The following is a 19,328-nucleotide window of genomic DNA, read 5'->3' as shown; positions in this document are numbered from 1 at the left end:
GCCCGGTTTTGTCGCAAACCGTTTGCCGGCGGTGGGGCGGGGCGCCAAGGTGTCCGCAGGCGGCAGGGTGCCGCCCCAAGGAGACCGTGATGAAGACCCTGTTCGCGCTCGGTGTGTGGTGCCTGCTGTTCGTGCTGTGCTGGCCGCTGGCGATCCTCGCCCTGATCGCCTGGCCGTTCGTGTGGCTGCTGAGCCTGCCGTTCCGCCTGGTCGGCATCACGTTCTCGGCCCTGTTCGCGTTCCTGCGCGCGCTGTTCATGCTGCCGGCGCGCCTGCTCGGTGGCCGAGCGGTGGCTGCATGAGGACGGTGCTGCTGGTGGCGCTGGCATTGCTCGCGGGGCCGGCACTGGCCACACCTCCAGCGCCACCGTCGGTGTGGCTGGAACGCCAGCAGACTGCTGCGGCTGACGAGGCGAATGCTGCCGCGGTCTCTGTGCAGAAAGCCAAGGAGCGCTGCAGGGTCGCGAAGGAATGGAAGGTCGGTGAAACCGTGGTCCAGCACCGCATCTGTGACGATCCGCCGAAGAAGCCGGCTGGAAAGGTGTAGTGCCGAGCCGATACTCGGCTGCTTTTCCCGGGATAGCCGAGCGTGGGCTCGGTTCTACATCATCAACGCCAACAAAAAACCCCGCCGAGGCGGGGTTTTTTGTCTGCAGGCGCGTGCCGACCAACGGTCGGCACCTACCCGGATGCAGATCAGTTCGCCTTGTGGATGGCGCGCTTGCTGACCGCCATCGCGGCGTCGTGGATCACTTCCGACAGCGACGGGTGAGCGTGGCAGATGCGGGCCAGGTCATCGGCCGAGCCGCTGAACTCCATGGTCAGCACACCTTCGTGCACCAGCTCGGAGACGTTGGCGCCGACCAGGTGCATGCCGAGGATGCGATCGGTTTCAGCATGGGCCAGGATCTTCACGAAGCCGGCCGGCTCGATCATCGCCACGGCACGGCCGTTGGCGGCGAACGGGAAGCTGCCGGCCTTGTACGGAATGCCTTCGGCCTTCAGCTGGGCTTCGGTCTTGCCGACCCAGGCCAGTTCCGGCTCGGTGTAGATGACCCACGGGATGGTGTCGAAGTTGACGTGGCCCGGCAGGCCGGCGATCAGCTCAGCCACCGCGATGCCTTCCTCGAAGCCCTTGTGCGCCAGCATCGGGCCACGCACGCAGTCGCCGACCGCCCACACGCCGTTGACGCCGGTGTGGCAGTGCGCGTCGACTTCGATCTGGCCGCGCTCGTTGATCTTGACGCCGGTGCCTTCGGCCAGCAGGCCCTTGGTGGCGGCGCGACGGCCAACGGCCACCAGCAGCTTGTCCACGGTCAGGGTCTTTTCGCCTTCGCTGTCGGTGTAGGTGACAACGACTTCCTTCTTCTTGCCCTTGCCGGTGATCTCGGTCTTGGAGACCTTGGCGCCGAGGCGGATGTCCAGGCCCTGCTTCTTGAATTCCTTGGCAGCGGTCTTGGCCACTTCGGCGTCGGCCACGGCCAGGAACTCCGGCAGTGCTTCCAGGATGGTGACTTCAGCGCCCAGGCGCTTCCACACGCTGCCCAGTTCCAGGCCGATCACGCCGGCGCCGATCACCGCCAGGCGGTTCGGCACTTCGGTGAAGTCCAGGCCGCCGACGTTGTCGACGATGGTCTCGCCGTCGAACTTGGCGAACGGCAGTTCGATCGAATCCGAACCGGCGGCGATGATGACGTTGGTGCCCTTCAGCTCGACGATGGAACCGTCATGCTGGGTGACCTTGACCACGTTGCCCGGCTGCAGTTCGCCGAAGCCGTAGTAGGCGGCGACCTTGTTGGCCTTGAACAGCATGCCGATGCCGCCGGTGAACTGCTTGACGATCTTGTCCTTGCGGCCAACCATCGCCTCGACGTCGATCTTGGCATCCTTGAAGCTGATGCCGTGGTCGCCAAAGATGTGGCCCATGTTCCAGAACTGGCGCGAGGAATCCAGCAGCGCCTTGGACGGGATGCAGCCCACGCGCAGGCAGGTGCCGCCCAGCGCCGGCTTGCCGTCCTTGCCCAGCGCTGCGTCGATGCAGGCGGTCTTCAGGCCCAGCTGGGCCGCGCGGATGGCAGCGTGGTAACCGGCCGGGCCGGCACCGATGACGACGACGTCGAATTGTTCAGCCATTGAATTATTCCTTGATGCATTACCAGAACCCCTCCGCGCGGGCGCGGAGGGGCGGGAGGTGTCTTACAGGCCGAACAGCATGCGGCCCGGGTTTTCCAGCTGGTTCTTGATGTCCACCAGGAACTGCACCGAGTCCTTGCCGTCGATGATGCGGTGGTCGTACGACAGCGCCAGGTACATCATCGGCGCGATCACGACCTGGCCGTTCTGGGCGATCGGACGCTCCTTGATGGCATGCATGCCCAGGATGGCGCTCTGCGGCGGGTTGATGATCGGGGTCGACAGCAGCGAACCGAAGGTGCCGCCGTTGGTCACGGTGAAGGTGCCGCCCTGCAGTTCTTCCAGGCTCAGCTTGCCGTCACGGGCCTTCTTGGCGTAGTCGGCGATGGTCTTCTCGATGTCGGCGAACGACATGCGCTCGACGTTGCGCAGCACCGGCGTGACCAGGCCCTTCTCGGTCGACACGGCGATCGAGATGTCCGAGTAGCCGTGGTAGATGATGTCGTCGCCGTCGATCGAGGCGTTGACCAGCGGGAAGCGCTGCAGGGCATTGGCCGCGGCCTTCACGAAGAAGCTCATGAAGCCCAGCTTGATGCCGTGTGCCTTGACGAACTCGTCCTGCAGTTCCTTGCGCGCAGCCGAGACCTTGGACAGGTCGACTTCGTTGAAGGTGGTCAGCATGGCGGTGGAGTTCTTCGACTCCATCAGGCGCTCGGCGATGCGCTTGCGGATGCGGGTCATCGGCACGCGCTCTTCCGGACGTGCGCCACCGGCCTTGCCGGCGCCGCCATTGCGGGCGAAGTTGACGATGTCTTCCTTGGTCACTGCGCCGCGACGGCCGGTGCCGTCGACGTCGGCCGGGTTCACGCCTTCGGTGATGGCGGTGAAGCGGGCGCCCGGCGGCAGGGTGTCGGCGGCCGACTTGGCAGCCGGGGCCGGAGCAGCAGCGGCGGCCGGAGCGGCAGCGGCCGGAGCGGCCTCGGCCTTCTTCTCTTCAGCGGCCGGAGCCGGGGCAGCAGCGACGGCGCCTTCCTCGATGATCGCCACGACCTGGCTGGAGGTCACGGTCGAGCCTTCGGCGAACTTGATTTCCTTGAGCACGCCGTCGACCGGCGACGGCACTTCCAGGACGACCTTGTCGGTTTCCAGGTCAAGCAGGTTTTCGTCGCGCTTGACGGCGTCGCCCACCTTCTTGTGCCAGGTGGCGATGGTGCCGTCGGCGACGGATTCGGGCAGTACCGGGGCTTTGACTTCGGTGGCCATTGCGGGAGCTTCCTGGTTTGTCTTCTAAATAGGGGGAGGATTATTCAGCGAACGTGTCGTTGAACGGGTTGACCAGTGCATCGGCGACCAGCTGCTGCTGTTCGCGGACGTGGTCAGCCATGTGACCGGCAGCCGGCGAAGCCGAACGTGCGCGACCGGCGTAGTGCAGGTTCTGGCCATCGGCCAGGCAGAACTGCAGGTGGTGGCGGATCTGGTACCACGCACCCTGGTTCTGCGGTTCTTCCTGCGTCCACACCACGTCGGTGGCCTTGCCGTACTTCTTCAGTTCGGCAGCCAGCAGCGCACGCGGGAACGGGTACAGCTGCTCCACGCGGATGATCGCCACGTCGTCCTGGCCACGCTTGGTCTGGTCTTCCAGCAGGTCGTAGTAGACCTTGCCCGAGCACAGCACCACGCGCTTGACCTTCTTGGCGTCCGCGTTGGCGTCGCCGATCAGGTGCTGGAACTCGCCGTTGGCCAGTTCGTCCAGGGTCGACACGGCCAGCTTGTGGCGCAGCAGCGACTTCGGCGACATCACCACCAGCGGCTTGCGGGTGGTCAGGTGCTGCTGGCGACGCAGCATGTGGAAGGCCTGCGCCGGGGTCGACGGCACCACCACCAGCATGTTCTCCAGTGCGCACAGCTGCAGGAAGCGCTCCAGGCGCGCCGAGCTGTGTTCCGGGCCTTGCCCTTCATAGCCATGCGGCAGCAGCAGGGTCAGGCCGGAGATGCGGCCCCACTTGGCTTCACCGGCGGCGATGAACTGGTCGATGACGACCTGGGCACCGTTGGCGAAGTCGCCGAACTGGCCTTCCCAGATGCACAGCGTGTTCGGATCGGTGGTGGAGAAGCCGTACTCGTAGGCCATCACCGCTTCTTCGCTCAGCAGCGAATCGATGACGGTGGCCTTCTCCGGCGAATCCACCAGCTGCCGCAGCGGCATGTAGTAGTTGTCGGTCTTCTGGTCGTGCAGGATCGCGTGGCGGTGCGTGAACGTACCGCGACCCACGTCCTGGCCGACCAGGCGCAGGGCACTGCCTTCGTCGAGCAGGGTGGCGTACGCTAGGTTCTCGGCAAAGCCCCAGTCGCCCGGGATCTCGCCGGCGGCCATCTTGCGGCGGTCGTCGTAGACCTTGGCCACGCGCGAGTGCAGCTGCACTTCGTCCGGAATGGTGTTGATCAGCTTGGCCAGCTCGACCAGCTTGTTCTTCTCGACCTTGGTCGAGATCGGGTCGGACAGCTTGCCTTCCAGCAGCTTCGGCCAATCGACGAACAGCGGGCTGGTCGGCGGGGTCTTCTCGACCTTGGCCAGCTCGGTGGTCACTTCACCGGCGTCCAGCTTCTCGCGGTAGGCATCGACCATCGCCTTGCCGGCACCGGCGGCGATCACGCCCGCCTTTTCCAGCTGCTCGGCGTACATCTCGCGGGTGGTGGCGTGCTTGCGGATCACCTGGTACATCAGCGGCTGGGTGATCGCCGGCTCGTCGGCCTCGTTGTGGCCCCAGCGGCGGTAGCACATCAGGTCGATGACCACGTCCTTGGCGAACTTCTGGCGGAACTCGAAGGCCAGCTGCGCGGCGAACACAACGGCTTCCGGATCATCGCCGTTCACGTGCAGCACCGGGGCGGCGATCATCTTCGCCACGTCGGTGGCATAGCGCGTGGAACGCGTATCCAGCGGGTTGGAGGTGGTGAAGCCGACCTGGTTGTTGACCACGATGTGCACGGTGCCGCCGACGGCGAAGCCGCGGGCCTGCGACATCTGGAACAGTTCCATGACCACGCCCTGGCCGGAGAAGGCCGCGTCGCCGTGGATCAGGATCGGCATGACCTGCTTGCGCGCGGTGTCCTTGCGGCGCTCCTGGCGCGAACGCACGGAACCGGCCACGACCGGGTCGGCGATTTCCAGGTGCGACGGGTTGAACGCCAGCGCCAGGTGCACCGGGCCGCCATCGGTGGCGACGTCGGCGGAGAAGCCCATGTGGTACTTCACGTCACCGGCCGAGGCGTGCTCGTCGTGCTCGAACTTGCCTTCGAATTCGTCGAACAGCTTGCGCGGGTTCTTGCCCAGGGTGTTGACCAGCACGTTCAGGCGGCCGCGGTGGGCCATGCCGATCACCACGTCCTTGACGCCATCCTTGCCGGCGCTGCGGATGATGGTGTCCATCATCGGGATCAGCGAGTCACCGCCTTCCAGCGAGAAGCGCTTCTGGCCGACGTACTTGGTGTGCAGGTAGCGCTCCAGGCCTTCAGCCGCGGTCAGGCGCTCCAGGGTGCGGCGCTGGGTATCAGCGTCCAGCTGGTAGTTGCCACCGGCCAGTTCCAGCTTCTTGTAGATCCACTGGCGCTGCTCGACCTCGGAGATGTGCATGAACTCCGCACCGATCGAGCCGGTGTAGGTCGCCTTCAGGCGTGCCAGCAGGTCGCGCAGCTTCATGCGCGGCTGGCCACCGACGCCGCCGGTGCTGAACTCGCTGTTGAGGTCGCCATCGGACAGGCTGTGGAACGGCAGGCCCAGGTCCGGGGTGTTGACCGGTGCGGCCAGGCCCAGCGGATCGAGGCGGGCGTCCAGGTGGCCGCGCGAACGGTAGGCAGTGATCAGACGACCGACATTGCGCTCGCGCTCGTCGCCTGCACCGTTGCCGGTACCGGCCTTCAGCGCATCCTTGGCCGCGTCCGCAATGTGGGAGATGACGGCCGAGTGCGGAATGTCACCTGCTTCACGGCCCTTGAAGCCGTCGAAGTAGGTTTTCCATTTGGGATCGACACTATCCGGGGAGACCAGGTACTGCTCGTACAGGTCCTCGACATAGGAGGCGTTGCCGCCGGCGAGTTGCGAAGATTGCGCAAACTGCTTCAGTTGATTGTCCACGATGGAGGGTGTTGATTCGCTTTGTGGGGTATGGCTTCAGAAGGACCCGGCAGGAAGATGAATAGCCCTGCGCGGGCGCGTTCAAACAGCCAAATTGTACCCCCAACCGGACACGAAGGGGCAGCACCAGAGGTATCGCGCGTCCCCCGGTGCCGGTTCCAGACAGGTTGAGTCAGCCCGCTCCGCTCAGATGCCGAGCGCGCGCAGTTCGCTGCAATCACGCGAACGGTCCCAGACGCGCTGCAATTGCTGCTCGAACGGCTGCGAACGTGCCGGCAGCGCGATGCCGGCTTCGCCGTCGAGGCGATGGCCGATCAGACGAAAGTAGAAGTCGCCCGCATCGTTGAGCAGACAGGCCGAGGCCAGCGCACGGTCGACCGGGTCGGTGACCTCGCGGAACTGGATCACGCTGGGCAGGCGCTGGGCCAGCGCCAGCAGCGGCGCCCCGGCAGAGGCGATCGCGGCGGCGTCGTGCACGATCACCCGCAGCTGCTTGTCGTGGCGGGCGGTGACGAAGCGGCGCAGGGCGGCCTGTACCGGGGGCGCATCGAGCAGCCCGGGCTCCAGCTGGCGGCTGTGCAGCCACAGCTGGCGACGGGCGCGGTGGATGATGGCCGTGGTGATGGCTACTGCCTCGGCGCGGCTGTCGATGGCGCTGGCCGCGCCCAGCCGGCGGCGCATCTGCTGGTGGCCGATGCCGGCCTCCTCGAACACCTCGCCTTCGGGCAGAAAGCCCTGGCGGGCATAGAAGTCACGGGCGGGCAGCTGGGCGTGCAGATGCAGCTCGGCCAGGCCGAGCCGGCGCCCGGCCTCCACCAGTGCTTCCAGCAGGGCCCCGCCGACCCCGCGGCTGCGATGGCTGGCCAGCACCGCCATGCGGCCGATGCGGCCATCCGGGGCCAGCCGGCCGGTGCCGACCGGCTGGTTGTCACTGTCCAGCGCCAGCACATGGGCACTGACCGGGTCCAGCGCATCGCGTTCCAGCTCGGCGGCGATGCCCTGTTCCTGCACGAACACGCGTTGGCGCACCTCGTGGATGGCAACGTGGGCATCGGCGTGGCTGACCTGCTGGACCCGGATCATGGCGATGGCTCAGGCCCGGCCGGCGCTGTCGTCTTCTTCGTCGTCCTCGAAGTTGACGATGACCTCGATACCGTCGTCGTGCACGGTCACGGAGTGGACATCGTCGGACACCGCGTCGGCGTCGATCGCATCCACGCAGTCGCGGCCTTCGACGACCTCGCCGAGCACCACGGCATCCTCGCCGTCGTCCTCGTCTTCGGCCTCGTATACCTCATTCGGGTCGATCAGCTGGAACACTCCGCCGACCAGCAGCTGCTGGACCACGGCACGGCCCTTGTCGGACAGGCCGCGATAAGCGGCGGCGTCCAGCTGTTCGGTGCCAGCCAGGCGCTGCGCGTCCTTCACCGGCAGCGCGAAGTCCTGGCCGCTGACATACAGGCTGGCGCCACGCTTGGCCCGGCGCCAGGCCAGGCGGGCCCACGGGTGGCGCTGCAGCAGCAGGCCCGAGGCCAGGGCCTGGACCACTTCTTCCTGTGCCGGTGCGGCCTGGTGGGCCATCACTTCGCCGGCCGCGCGGTAGGTGGTGATGAAGCGGCCGAACCAGTCGCCCAGCTTGTCCGGGTCGTTCATGCGGATGGCGTTGAGCGCGGTGATCACCCGCGCCATCGCCACCGTGTCGATTTCGTTCGGGTCGGCCGGCACCTTCAGGTCGGCATCCTGGTAGCGGATGTTCTCGTCGGCATCGGCGATCAGGGTGTCCAGGTAGTCGCTGATCAGCTCGGCCGAAGACGGCGCGCGCATGCCGAACGAGAATGTCAGGCAGGGATCTTCGGCGACGCCGTGGTGCGGCACGTTCGGCGGCAGGTACAGCATGTCGCCCGGCGCCAGCACCCAGTCGTGGGTCGGCTTGAACACCTTCAGCAGCTTCAGCTCCACGTCGGGGCGGAAGCCCAGCGGCGGCTGCTTGCCCTTGATCGATTCGCTGGCATCGATCTGCCAGCGGCGATGGCCATGGGCCTGCAGCAGGAACACGTCGTACTGGTCGACATGGGCGCCGACCGAGCCGCCGGTGGCGGCGAAGCTGATCATCACGTCATCCATGCGCCAGCGCGGCAGGAAGCTGAAGTGCTCGATCAGGGCGCGCACGTCCGGGTCCCACTTGTCCACGTCCTGTACCAGCAGGGTCCAGTCGTGGTCGGGCAGGGCGGGGAACACGTCTTCCTGGAATGGACCGGTGCGCACGCGCCAGCCGTCCTGGGTCTTGTCGTGCTCGATCAGGCGTGCCAGCACGCCTTCCTCGCAGGCCAGCCCGGCCAGGTCTTCCGGCTGCACCGGGGTCTGGAAGTTGGGGAAGGCGTTGCGGATCAGCAGCGGGCGTTTCTGCCAGAAGTCGCGCAGGAAGGTGGCCGGCGCCATGCCCAGCGGCTGGCCGGGGCGGGCGGTGACTTCGATGAGGGGGGCGGAGGACTTGCGGGCGGCCATGGGGGAGTTCCTTGCAGCGGAAAGCGGGAGGGGCGGCGCGGCGGGCCGCCTGAGATCTCCATTGTCCGCCGTTCGTGGGGATTGCGCACGTGCGCGGGTTTGTCGCGGGGGTTCCGGCCAACGGCTGAGCCCCTCGTGGCGGGGTCTGGTCGCGTAAAGCGCTCGCTTCATGGGCTGGGCCGGGCGGGGTGGGTTCGCGGGACACGCCGTAAACCCATCCATGGGGGCTCGATGGCGCCATCCATGGCGCCAACGGTCCCGCGAACCCACCCCGCCCGGCCCCTGACAGTTTCCTGCGCGGCCCGCCACGGAATGGAAGAAGAAGATCAAAGGCAACGGCGGGTCGCGCGCTGCGCTTGCTCATGCTCCTGTAGAGCCGAGCCCATGCTCGGCTTGATGTTGGAACAAGCAGCCGAGCATGGGCTCGGCTCTACAATCAGCCAAAAACAACAGAGGGACGCGGCGAAGCCGCGTCCCTTTATCAAATTCCGTCCCGACAACCCAAAGCTCTTCGATCCGTCACCGGGAATCTGTCAGAGGTGGGGCGGGTTGGGTTCGCGGGACCGTTGGCGCCATGGATGGCGCCATCGAGCCCCCAAGGACGGGTTCACGGCGTGTCCCGCGAATCCAACCCGCCCCGCCAAGCACGGCAAAAACCCAGAGCCGCTCTTGACGTTGATGTTGCTGTTGCCTGCCGCAGGCAGCGCCCGCGGCCGCCGCCGCAAAGGAAACCCCTTAAATCTTCTTCGCCAGCGACTCGGCCAGGCCGGTGTAGCTGCCCGGGGTCATCTCCAGCAGGCGCTGCTTCGCATCCGCCGGCAGCTCCAGCCCCTGCACGAACGCACGCATCGACTCGGCGGTGATGCCCTGGCCGCGGGTCAGCGCCTTCAGCTGCTCGTACGGGTTCGGCAGGCCATGGCGGCGCATCACCGTCTGCACGGCTTCCGCCAGCACTTCCCAGGCCGCGTCCAGATCGGCATCCAGGCGCTGCGGGTTCACTTCCAGCTTGCCCAGGCCCTTGGCCAGCGAATCCAGCGCCACCTGGCTGTGGCCGAACGCGGTGCCCAGCGCACGCAGCACGGTGGAGTCGGTCAGGTCACGCTGCCAGCGGCTGATCGGCAGCTTCGCGCTGAAGTGCTCGAACAGCGCGTTGGCAATGCCGAAGTTGCCTTCCGCATTCTCGAAGTCGATCGGGTTGACCTTGTGCGGCATCGTCGACGAGCCGACTTCACCTTCCTTCAGGCGCTGCTTGAAGTAGCCCAGCGAAACATAGCCCCAGATGTCGCGCGCCAGGTCGATCAGGATGATGTTGGCGCGGCGTGCGGCATCGCCGATTTCGGCGATGTTGTCGTGCGGCTCGATCTGCGTGGTGTACGGGTTGAACACCAGGCCCAGGCCGGTCACGAAGCGCTCGGCGAAGGCCGGCCAGTCCACGTCCGGGTAGCTGGCGATGTGGGCGTTGTAGTTGCCCACCGCGCCATTGATCTTGCCGGTCAGTTCGACCGCGGCAATCTGCCTGCGCTGGCGTTCCAGGCGGGCGACCACGTTGGCCAGTTCCTTGCCCAGGGTGGTCGGCGAGGCGGTCTGGCCGTGGGTGCGCGACAGCATCGGCTGGCCGGCCTGGGCGTGGGCCAGGCTGCGCAGGCTGTTGGCGATGCCGTCCAGGGTCGGCAGCAGCACCTCGCGGCGCGCCTGTTCCAGCATCAGGCCGTAGCTGAGGTTGTTGATGTCTTCGCTGGTGCAGGCGAAATGCACGAATTCCAGCGCCGGGGCCAGCTCGGCGTCGTCCTTCAGCTGTTCCTTGATGAAGTACTCCACCGCCTTGACGTCATGGTTGGTGGTGCGCTCGATCTCCTTCACGCGCGCGGCCTGGACCGGGCTGAAGCTGGCGGCCAGGGCACGCAGGCGCGCGATGGCGGCGTCGGAGAACGGGGCCAGTTCGACGATGCCCGGCTCGGCGGCCAGGGCCAGCAGCCACTCCACTTCGACCGTGATGCGGGCCTTGATCAGGCCGTACTCGGAGAAGATCGGGCGCAGGGCGTCGACCTTGCCGGCATAGCGGCCATCGAGCGGGGACAGGGCGAGCAGGGCGGAATCGGACATGTCGGCAGGGCTGGGGCGAGCGGCGGGGGCCATATTCTACGACGTGCCGGTGAGGTAGTGCCGGCCGCTGGCCGGCAACCACGCCCGGCCCACGCTTCCATGGATTGCTGGCCAGCGGCCGGCACTACCCCTTGCGCGTGCAGATCGGCCCTGCGGATGAAACGATCTGGCCCGCCCTCGTCATCCCACGCTGCGGGCAAGGGAGTATCGTTGGCGCAGCCGCCAGCCCGGGAAGCGACACCCTGCCAGCCGCCGCTTCCCTTTCCCCAACTGAAGTAGTGCGGAGTTGATGCAATGAGCAAAGCTGCAAGCAAGGGTTTCAGAATCGAACACGACAGCATGGGCGAGCTGCAGGTACCTGCGGACGCCCTGTGGGGCGCCCAGACCCAGCGTGCCGTGCAGAACTTCCCGGTGTCGGGCCAGCGCATGCCGCGCGGTTTCATCCGTGCCCTGGGCCTGGTCAAGGGCGCCGCCGCGGGCGTCAACGCAGAACTGGGCCACCTGCCGAAGAACGTGGCCAAGGCCATCCAGACCGCTGCCGCCGAAGTGGCCGCCGGCAACTGGGACGCGCAGTTCCCGATCGATGTCTACCAGACGGGTTCTGGCACGTCGTCGAACATGAATGCCAATGAGGTCATCGCCACCCTGGCCAACCGTGCCGGCAAGGCGGGCAAGACCACTGTGCACCCCAATGACCACGTCAACCAGGGGCAGAGCTCCAACGACGTGGTTCCGACCGCGTTGCGGGTGTCGGCGGTGTTGGCGACGCATGAGCAGCTGCTGCCGGCGCTGGTGCACCTGCGCAAGACCCTGGACAAGAAGGGCCGCAGCCTGCGCAAGGTGGTCAAGACCGGCCGCACCCACCTGATGGATGCGATGCCGCTGACCTTCGAGCAGGAATTCGGCGCGTGGTCGGCGCAGCTGGCGTCGGCGCAGGAGCGTATCGAAGACAGCCTCAAGCGCGTGCGCCGGCTGCCGCTGGGTGGCACCGCCATCGGCACCGGCATCAATGCCGATCCGCGCTTCGGTGCACAGGTGGCCAAGGCACTGAAGCAGCAGACCGGTTTCAAGTTCGACAGTGCCGAGAACAAGTTCGAAGGCCTGGCCGCGCAGGACGACGCGGTGGAGCTTTCCGGTCAGCTCAATGCGCTGGCGGTGGCGCTGATCAAGATCGCCAACGACCTGCGTTGGATGAACGCCGGTCCGCTGGCCGGGCTGGGCGAGATCGAACTGCCGGCGCTGCAGCCGGGCAGCTCGATCATGCCGGGCAAGGTCAACCCTGTGATTCCGGAAGCGACGGTGATGGCCTGTGCACAGGTGATCGGTCACCACACTGCGATCACCGTGGCCGGGCAGACCGGCAACTTCCAGCTCAACGTCACCCTGCCGCTGATCGCAGTGAACCTGCTCGATGGCATCGGCCTGCTGGCCAACGTGTCCACCCTGCTGGCCGACAGTGCGATTGCCGGGCTGAAGGTGCGCGAGGACCGCGTTGCCGAGGCGCTGGCACGCAACCCGATCCTGGTTACCGCCCTCAACCCGATCATCGGCTACGAGAAGGCTGCGGCGATTGCCAAGCGTGCGTACAAGGAACAGCGCCCGGTGCTGGATGTGGCGCTGGAGGACAGTGGACTGGAGGAGGACGAGCTGCGCCGCCTGCTGGATCCGACCGCGCTGACCGCCGGTGGCATCCAGGCCGGTGGCGGCGGCGCCGGCGGTTGATCGGCCGGTTGTAGAGTCGAGCCATGCTCGACTGTTGTTCCGGAGTCGAGCATGGCTCGACTCTACAGAAAGCAGAAACGCCGCCCTTTGGGCGGCGTTTTTTTTTCAGCGACGGTCGGCGACGATGTTGCCGAAGGTGTCGGTGTAATCCTTGAACTCCGGGATGCGCTGGATCAGGTCCGCCGGAATCACGACCATGCCCTCCGGCGGTTGGATCTTCACCGGCTGCATGTTGGGATCGGCCGGTGCGGCCACCAGGGTGTTCTGGCGCAGCACCTGCAGCTTGCCGAACATGGTCTGCAGCATCTGTTTCTGCCCGTCGTCCAGCGGAATCTGGATCTCGTCCATCTTCATCGTGCCGTCGGCGAGGATGATGATGTTCGGCGCGGGCGGGCGACGCACGGTGACCATGCCTTCGCTGACGGAAATCTTGGGCTTGCCACGCTCGGCGCGGTGGTTGCGGTACTCCTGGTCACAGCCGGCCAGGCCAAGGCAGAGCAGGGCGGTCAACAGCAGAAACAACTTCTTCATGACATTCGGTTCGGGGGCGTCCGGGGCCGCCATTGTAAGCCGGGCGGCGCACTACGGCCGGCAGCCGGACGCCGCTGCCGGCCGGGTGCGCTGATCTGTCACAGGCCTAGCGCTGGACCACGGTGTCCTTGCCGCAGTCGTCCACGTCGCTCTGGTCCATGGTCGCGTAGGGTTTGAATGCCGGCAGTTCACGTGCGAGCGCCTGCTGGCTGGCCAGCATCGCCGGAAGGCGGTCGCAGATGCGCTTGGCCTGGGCTTCGATCTTCTCGGCTTCGGCATTGATGCGCTTTTCGACACCTTCGCTGTCGCCGCTGAAAATGCCCTTCAGCGCTTCGCCGGCAGCACTGGCACCCAGTTTGGCGCCGGCCAGGCCGACATCCATGCCGTCCATCGCGATGGCGACCACGTGGCCGCGGTAGTCCTGCAGATGACGGCGCTGGATATCGTTGGCGGCGATCTCCTTGCCCGCGATCAGCAGGCGGCCATCCGGCGTGATCTCCGCACGCGGCTGCTTGTCCGCCGAGATCTTGATGTTGCCCTGGGCGATATCCTTGCGGGCATCGTCCATGGCGTTCCTGACGGTCTCGCCGACGCCGCCTGTGGCTTCGGCCACACTCTTGCCAACGGTCTTGTCGGGTGCTGACGACGTGCCGCCGCAGGCGATCAGCGGCAGGGACAGCAGCACAGCGGGCAACAGGCGCAACAGGTTCATGGTGTTCCCCTGGTAGTGTCTGGAAGAGGGTTTACTTGCTGCGCGGCAGAGTGACCCGGCCGCTGACGTTGCGATGATCGACGTCACCGCTGCCGCTGTGGTCGACGGTCAGGGTGCCGCGCACGCCGTCGACGTTGATGTCGCCCGAGCCGTGGCTGCGGACATGCACATTGCCGCCGATGTCGGCCAGATCGACCCCGCCGGAGCCGACCACGCCCACTTCAACGCTGCCCTGCACGCGCTTGAACTCGATATCACCCGAGCCCACGGTATCCAGCCGCGCGTTGCCACGCACATCGCTGATCTTCAGGTCACCGGAGCCGACGGTACCGGTGCTGGCATCGCCGCTGATGTTGCGTACGGTGACGTCGCCGGAACCCAGCGACAGCAGATTCAGGGAGCTGCCGCCATCGATGTTGAGGTCGCCCGAACCCACTGCAGCGTGGATGCTGCCGCGGGTACCGCGGGCCACGGCATCACCGGAACCCACATCCACGCTCAGCGACTGTGCGTTCTCCACGCTGGCATCGCCCGAGCCGATCTTGAACTGCAGCGGCATGTTGTCCGGCACGCTGCCACGGATATCCAGCCAGGCGTAGCTGTTGCCCAGGCTGATGCCGCTTTGGCGGCCGTCGCGGCGCAGGCTCACCACCAGCTTGTCGCCGACCTTGCGCTGCTCCAGCACCAGCTGGTCCAGCCATTCCTGGCTGGACGCGCAGGCGCGGCCGTCCAGCTGGCCGCCGCCAGCGCTGGCGACCACCTTCAGGTCATGCTGATTGACCTCGAACACCACCGTCCTGGCACCAGCCACGTCCAGCTTCAGTGCGCGGGCGGCAGTGAACTTGCAGTTCGGAGCATCGGCGGCCAGCGCCGACAACGGCAACAGCAACAACGCAGAACAGGCGAGCAAAGAACGCATGGGTGGTGCCTCCGGATGGATGGGATCAGATCTCGCCGGCGCGCTTGCGCAGGCGGATGGCAAGGAAGATGAACACTGCACCGACGACGGCGCCGATCCACAGCTCCGGCATCGCCAGCGACTTCAGCTGCGAGGCGGGGGACATCAGGCTGACGACCGAGTCCAGATCGCGGCGCGATGCTTCGTCGGCGCCGAGGCGATACAGCAGGTCCATGCCGGGCACGCCGCCCAGCAGCAGGCGGCCGACGATGTTCTGCCAGAACCAGCCGGTGGTCAGGCCGAACAGCGGCATCATCTTTGTGGAGCTGACAATGATGCCGGCAAACAGCGGCAACATTACCGCCCACAGGAACGGCTTGCTCCTGGCCCATGCCGAGCACAGCAACAGCCAGCCGGCGGTGGGCAGGGCCCACAGGGCATAGACCGGAATCCAGGCCAGGTGCCCAGCGGCCAGGGTCAGCGGGCTGGCCGGGCCCCAGATCAGGGTCATCGGGCTGCCGCCGTGCAGCAGTGCGACGGCGCTGATGATCAGCATGAAGCCAAACATGGTGAGGATGCCGGCGATGACCGCGATCAACGGTGCCACGATCAGTGCGCTGATCACCTTGGACAGCACGGTCTGCGTGTCCGACAGCGGCAACGACTTCCAGAACAGGATGCTGCGGTCACGGCGATCGTCGTAGAGGGCGCCCAGGCAGTAGAAGAACACGACGAAGGCCAGCACCACGAACGGCCAGCTTGAACTGAGTACCAGAGTCAGGTCCAGGCCGTTGCCAAGATCAGCAAGGTCCTTGGCACTGATGTCACGGGTGAGCAGGGCCAGGTTCAGGCCGTTGATGTTCACGTTCTCGCCATCGATGTGCAGGCCGCCGTCGCGTGCTGCACGGTTCAGCGCGAACAGGCCGAAGGCAATGCCGGCGATGCTCATCACCAGTGAGATCAGGCCCGCGATCAACGGGGCATACAGGAAGCCGCCGCGGTTCTCCCAGTACTCGCGCTTGAGCAGCCAGCGCAGGGTGCCGATCGGGCTGACGGGGTGGTTGACGGCATTCATGCGTAGGTCCCCTTCATGATGGCGACGAACAGGTCGGCCAGGCCCGGGATGCGGGTCTCGCCGAGAGAGGAAAGCTGGGTGCGCGGCACGCCATCGAACAGCATCACCGTCTTGCCGAACGCCAGGCTGCGCTCGTCGATCGGCTTCAGGGCGCGCGCGGTGTCCAGCTGGTCGGCATTGACCAGCAGCTCGGTATAGCGCTGGCCGACGTCGTCCATTTCCGCGTCGAGCACGATGCGGCCATCGCGGATGAACATCACGTCGCTGAGGATGTGCTCGATCTCCTCCACCTGGTGGGTGGTGACGATGATGGTTTTCTGTTCGTCGAAGTAGTCTTCCAGCAGGCGCTGGTAGAACTCCTTGCGGTACAGGATGTCCAGGCCGAGGGTCGGCTCGTCCAGCACCAGGATGCGGGCATCGATGGCCATCACCAGCGCCAGGTGCAGCTGCACGATCATGCCCTTGGACAGCTCGCGCACGCGCTGCTTCGGCTGCAGCTTGGTGTTGGCCAGGAAGCGCTCGCAGCGGGCGCGGTCGAAGCGCGGGTGGACGCCGGCCACGAAATCGATCGCCTCGCGCACCTTCAGCCAGCGCGGCAGCACGGCGACGTCGGCGATGAAGCAGATGTCGTTCATCAGTTCGTCGCGGTGCAGTCGCGGGTCGCGGCCGAGCACGCTCAGTTCACCCTCCACCGAGGTCAGCCCAAGAATGGCCTTCAGCGCGGTGGTCTTGCCGGCGCCATTGGGCCCGATCAGGCCGACGATGCGTCCGCTTGGAATGCTGAAACTGGCGTTGTCGAGGGCGACCGTGGTCTTGTAGGCCTTGCGCAGGCCTCGGGCGGTGATGACCGACTCACTTGCAGTGCTATTCATCAGACTTTCCCCTGGGGCAGCAATTCGTCGAGGCTCAGGCCCAGGCGCTGGATGCGCTCCAGAACCGCCGGCCATTCTTCGTTGAGGAAACGGTCGCGCTCGCTGCTGCGCAGCTGCGTGGCCGCCTGCTCGGTCATGAACATGCCCAAGCCGCGGCGCTTCTCGACCAGGCCTTCGTCGGCCAGCTCCTGGTAAGCGCGCGAAACGGTGATGGGGTTGAGTTGATAGTCGGCGGCCACCTGGCGCACCGAAGGCAGGGCATCGCCCGGCTTGAGGATTCCGTCGAGCATCATGGCGATCACGCGCTCCTTCAACTGACGGTAGATGGGAGCGCCGTCGCTCCACTGGATGTCGCTCATATTCAGCTCCGTGGGGTCAGCGGCTGGGCGAACGAGAAATACGGCATGGACAGCGCGCTGTGCAGCCGACGCGGGGGAGGGGGGGAGGAGGAGGGGGCGTTCCCTGCGGGGGAGAGAGTCGCGTCCTGCGCACTTTCAGCAGCGGCGGAAACAGGGGCGGTGGGCGTGGCCCACCAGGCCAGCACGAGCAGGGTCGAAACAGCGACGGCCGCGGGTGCGGTGAGGTTGCGACGGATCCGGACGTTCATGGCTTCCCCCTGTCTCAGGTGACTGGTGTTGTATGCAACTATAACACCGGCACGCCTACGTGCAACCCCTTGCCGTCCCCAACTGATGGCAGGGGTGGTCAGATTGCTGAAACATCCCTTTAGTCGATTGATTTAAAAGGGAAATGAATCTTCTGCAAGGGGATTTTCGGGGCGGCCTTCCATTCAGTGATGTCCATGCTATGTCATCACTGCGCCTTCGATGGCGCCCGGGCAGCACATTCGCCACGCCGCGCAAAGCCCGGAATGGACCTGTGCCATCAGGGGCTCCAGAGCCCGGTGCTATAGTTCGGCCGATTCCCGGCCAGCACTGGCCGGGCCTTGTGAATGGCTACCGCGGACCGCCTCTGATGCCCCTGCCGACCGTTTCCCCGTGCCGCCTGCGCGGCCTGTCCCTGCTGGCCCTGATGGTGGCCGGCGCCGCCGGTTCCGCCAGTGCGCTGGCGGCCGACCTGCTCGATCTGGAATACCGGCCGTTGGCCAGCAAGCAGCAGGTGAATCTGCAGCAGCGCTATCACGGGCAGGTGCTGCTGGTGGTCAATACCGCCAGCAAGTGTGGCTACACGCCGCAGTACGAAGGGCTGGAGGCGCTGCAGAAGCGCTATGCAGGCCGCGGTTTTGCGGTGCTGGGCTTTCCTTCCAATGACTTCAAGGGCCAGGAACCGGGTGACGAGAAGCAGATCCAGGACTTCTGCACCCTGACCTACGGCGTCAAGTTCCCGATGTTCGAGAAGGTGCATGTGGTCGGCACGCAGGCCACGCCGCTGTACCAGCGGTTGACCGCAGCGACTGGCGTTGCGCCGGCCTGGAACTTCCACAAGTACCTCGTGGGCCGCGATGGCAAGGTCATTGCCCAGTTCGCCAGCAAGGTGACGCCGGACGATCCGCAGCTGACCGCGGCCATCGACAAGGCGCTGGCGGCAGCCGCCACGCATTGATATCCAGCACGCATGCCTCGACATCGACGGCATGCGTGCGACAATGTTTCTTTTCGCGCCGACGTCGGCGCCCAGACACTTCCAGGAATGCAGCGAATGAAGATGGGAATGCGCGGCGCCGCGGCGTCGGTTCTGATTCTGGCGATGGGCACTTCGGGTGTCGCTCTGTCGCAACAACCGGCTGCCCCCGCAGCCGCCAAGGAGACCGCAACCTTGAATTCCCCCAAGCAGAAGCTCGGCTACGCCATCGGCCTTGATGTCGCCAAGTCGTTCACCCCGATCGCCGATGAGATCGATGTGGCCGCCCTGCGCACCGCCGTTGAGCGTTCGTTCGAGGGCCTGCAGCCGCAGATCACCCAGGAACAGGCCAAGGCCACCGATGCCGCCCTGCGCCAGGTCGTGATGGCCCGCAGCGGCCAGCAGGTGCCGGGCGTGGCACCGGGCTCGCAGCCGCCGAAGGTCGACCGCGTCAAGGTGTCGCAGATGATCGGCTCCTACTCGGTGGGTCCGTCGCTGGCGCAGCTGAAGGACGATATCGATGTCGCCTCGTTGTTTGACGCAATCAGCACCGGCCTGACCAAGGGCCAGCCGAAGATGACGGAAGCTGACGCGACCGCCACCATCCAGGCCTTCATGGGGGCCAAGCAGGCTGAAATGCAGGCCAAGGCCGCCCAGGCTGCGCAGACCAACCGCACGGAAGGCAACGCATTCCTGGCCAAGAACAAGACCCAGCCGGGCGTGGTGACCACCTCGTCGGGCCTGCAGTACCAGGTGATCCGCCCGGGTAGCGGCGAGCGCCCGCTGCCGAGCAGCAAGGTGCGCGTGAACTACGAAGGCAAGCTGCTCAACGGCACCGTGTTCGACAGTTCCTACGGCCGCCAGCCGGCCGAGTTCGGTCTGGACCAGGTGATCAAGGGCTGGACCGAAGGCGTCGCGCTGATGCCGGTCGGTTCGAAGTACCGCTTCTGGATCCCGGGCGAACTCGCCTACGGTGAGAACGGCACCCCGGGCGGCCCGATCGGCCCGAACGCGACTCTGACGTTCGACGTCGAGCTGCTGGGCGTTCTGCCGTAAGTCAT

At 66.1% G+C, this 19,328-nt stretch carries 18 protein-coding genes; 5 read left to right on the top strand and 13 right to left on the bottom strand.

Annotation, left to right across the window (positions count from 1 at the left end; genetic code table 11):
- Nucleotides 1-89: 89 nt before the first annotated feature.
- Nucleotides 90-302 carry a hypothetical protein gene (locus tag ACZK3W_RS14665; protein WP_010486834.1) on the top strand — a complete coding sequence of 71 codons (213 nt, stop codon included), beginning with the start codon at nt 90-92 and terminating at the stop codon, nt 300-302.
- Nucleotides 299-547: a hypothetical protein gene (locus ACZK3W_RS14660; RefSeq protein WP_125892138.1), complete on the top strand. Its 249-nt coding sequence runs from the start codon at nt 299-301 to the stop codon at nt 545-547. Before ACZK3W_RS14665 ends, ACZK3W_RS14660 begins: the two co-directional genes overlap by 4 nt.
- 149 nt (nt 548-696) lie before the next feature.
- Here ACZK3W_RS14660 and lpdA read toward each other — a convergent pair whose 3' ends face one another.
- The 6 genes from lpdA to purB form a co-directional block, all read right to left on the bottom strand.
- The gene (gene lpdA / locus ACZK3W_RS14655) at nt 697-2,133 is read right to left on the bottom strand and encodes a dihydrolipoyl dehydrogenase (RefSeq protein WP_008264626.1); all 1,437 of its coding nucleotides are present in this window, start codon (nt 2,131-2,133) and stop codon (nt 697-699) included.
- 63 nt (nt 2,134-2,196) lie between these two features.
- Nucleotides 2,197-3,396 (bottom strand): dihydrolipoyllysine-residue succinyltransferase, encoded by a 1,200-nt coding sequence (gene sucB, locus ACZK3W_RS14650; protein ID WP_032129627.1) that lies wholly within the window; start codon nt 3,394-3,396, stop codon nt 2,197-2,199.
- Nucleotides 3,397-3,436: 40 nt separating this feature from the next.
- Nucleotides 3,437-6,268, bottom strand: coding sequence for a 2-oxoglutarate dehydrogenase E1 component (locus ACZK3W_RS14645; RefSeq protein ID WP_032129626.1), 2,832 nt, complete (start codon nt 6,266-6,268; stop codon nt 3,437-3,439).
- Between the two features lie 186 nt (nt 6,269-6,454).
- Nucleotides 6,455-7,351 carry a GNAT family N-acetyltransferase gene (locus tag ACZK3W_RS14640; protein ID WP_197617114.1) on the bottom strand — a complete coding sequence of 299 codons (897 nt, stop codon included), beginning with the start codon at nt 7,349-7,351 and terminating at the stop codon, nt 6,455-6,457.
- Nucleotides 7,352-7,360: 9 nt separating this feature from the next.
- A complete protein-coding gene (locus ACZK3W_RS14635) occupies nt 7,361-8,773 on the bottom strand; it encodes a cupin domain-containing protein (protein ID WP_197617112.1) in 1,413 nt (470 codons plus the stop codon).
- A 735-nt stretch (nt 8,774-9,508) separates the two neighbouring features.
- Nucleotides 9,509-10,876: an adenylosuccinate lyase gene (gene purB, locus ACZK3W_RS14630; RefSeq protein WP_049422054.1), complete on the bottom strand. Its 1,368-nt coding sequence runs from the start codon at nt 10,874-10,876 to the stop codon at nt 9,509-9,511.
- Nucleotides 10,877-11,170: 294 nt separating this feature from the next.
- Between purB and ACZK3W_RS14625 the strand changes: the two genes are divergently transcribed.
- Nucleotides 11,171-12,598: an aspartate ammonia-lyase gene (locus ACZK3W_RS14625; RefSeq protein ID WP_197615064.1), complete on the top strand. Its 1,428-nt coding sequence runs from the start codon at nt 11,171-11,173 to the stop codon at nt 12,596-12,598.
- A 105-nt stretch (nt 12,599-12,703) separates the two neighbouring features.
- Here ACZK3W_RS14625 and ACZK3W_RS14620 read toward each other — a convergent pair whose 3' ends face one another.
- The 7 genes from ACZK3W_RS14620 to ACZK3W_RS14590 form a co-directional block, all read right to left on the bottom strand.
- On the bottom strand, nt 12,704-13,129 hold the full coding sequence (locus tag ACZK3W_RS14620) for a hypothetical protein (protein WP_032130459.1): 426 nt from the start codon (nt 13,127-13,129) through the stop codon (nt 12,704-12,706).
- Nucleotides 13,130-13,235: 106 nt separating this feature from the next.
- A complete protein-coding gene (locus tag ACZK3W_RS14615; protein ID WP_164081210.1) occupies nt 13,236-13,841 on the bottom strand; it encodes a YggN family protein in 606 nt (201 codons plus the stop codon).
- 31 nt (nt 13,842-13,872) lie between these two features.
- Nucleotides 13,873-14,760, bottom strand: coding sequence for a DUF4097 family beta strand repeat-containing protein (locus ACZK3W_RS14610; RefSeq protein ID WP_197615065.1), 888 nt, complete (start codon nt 14,758-14,760; stop codon nt 13,873-13,875).
- Between the two features lie 25 nt (nt 14,761-14,785).
- Nucleotides 14,786-15,814 carry an ABC-2 transporter permease gene (locus ACZK3W_RS14605; protein WP_049400228.1) on the bottom strand — a complete coding sequence of 343 codons (1,029 nt, stop codon included), beginning with the start codon at nt 15,812-15,814 and terminating at the stop codon, nt 14,786-14,788.
- A complete protein-coding gene (locus ACZK3W_RS14600) occupies nt 15,811-16,686 on the bottom strand; it encodes an ABC transporter ATP-binding protein (protein WP_032130455.1) in 876 nt (291 codons plus the stop codon). Before ACZK3W_RS14600 ends, ACZK3W_RS14605 begins: the two co-directional genes overlap by 4 nt.
- Nucleotides 16,686-17,045 (bottom strand): GntR family transcriptional regulator, encoded by a 360-nt coding sequence (locus tag ACZK3W_RS14595; protein ID WP_006453095.1) that lies wholly within the window; start codon nt 17,043-17,045, stop codon nt 16,686-16,688. Before ACZK3W_RS14595 ends, ACZK3W_RS14600 begins: the two co-directional genes overlap by 1 nt.
- Before the next feature lie 2 nt (nt 17,046-17,047).
- Nucleotides 17,048-17,293: a hypothetical protein gene (locus ACZK3W_RS14590; protein ID WP_080355172.1), complete on the bottom strand. Its 246-nt coding sequence runs from the start codon at nt 17,291-17,293 to the stop codon at nt 17,048-17,050.
- A gap of 368 nt (nt 17,294-17,661) precedes the next feature.
- Here ACZK3W_RS14590 and ACZK3W_RS14585 point away from each other — a divergent pair, with 368 nt between their 5' ends.
- Together ACZK3W_RS14585 and ACZK3W_RS14580 are read left to right on the top strand one after the other, a co-directional pair.
- Nucleotides 17,662-18,249, top strand: a complete 588-nt coding sequence (locus tag ACZK3W_RS14585; RefSeq protein WP_019337359.1) for a glutathione peroxidase — start codon at nt 17,662-17,664, stop codon at nt 18,247-18,249.
- Between the two features lie 96 nt (nt 18,250-18,345).
- A complete protein-coding gene (locus ACZK3W_RS14580) occupies nt 18,346-19,323 on the top strand; it encodes an FKBP-type peptidyl-prolyl cis-trans isomerase N-terminal domain-containing protein (protein ID WP_019337358.1) in 978 nt (325 codons plus the stop codon).
- Nucleotides 19,324-19,328: the final 5 nt, after the last annotated feature.

It is taken from the genome of Stenotrophomonas sp. 80084_Sma (genome assembly GCF_056481995.1).
This window is presented reverse-complemented; position numbering and strand designations above follow the sequence as displayed.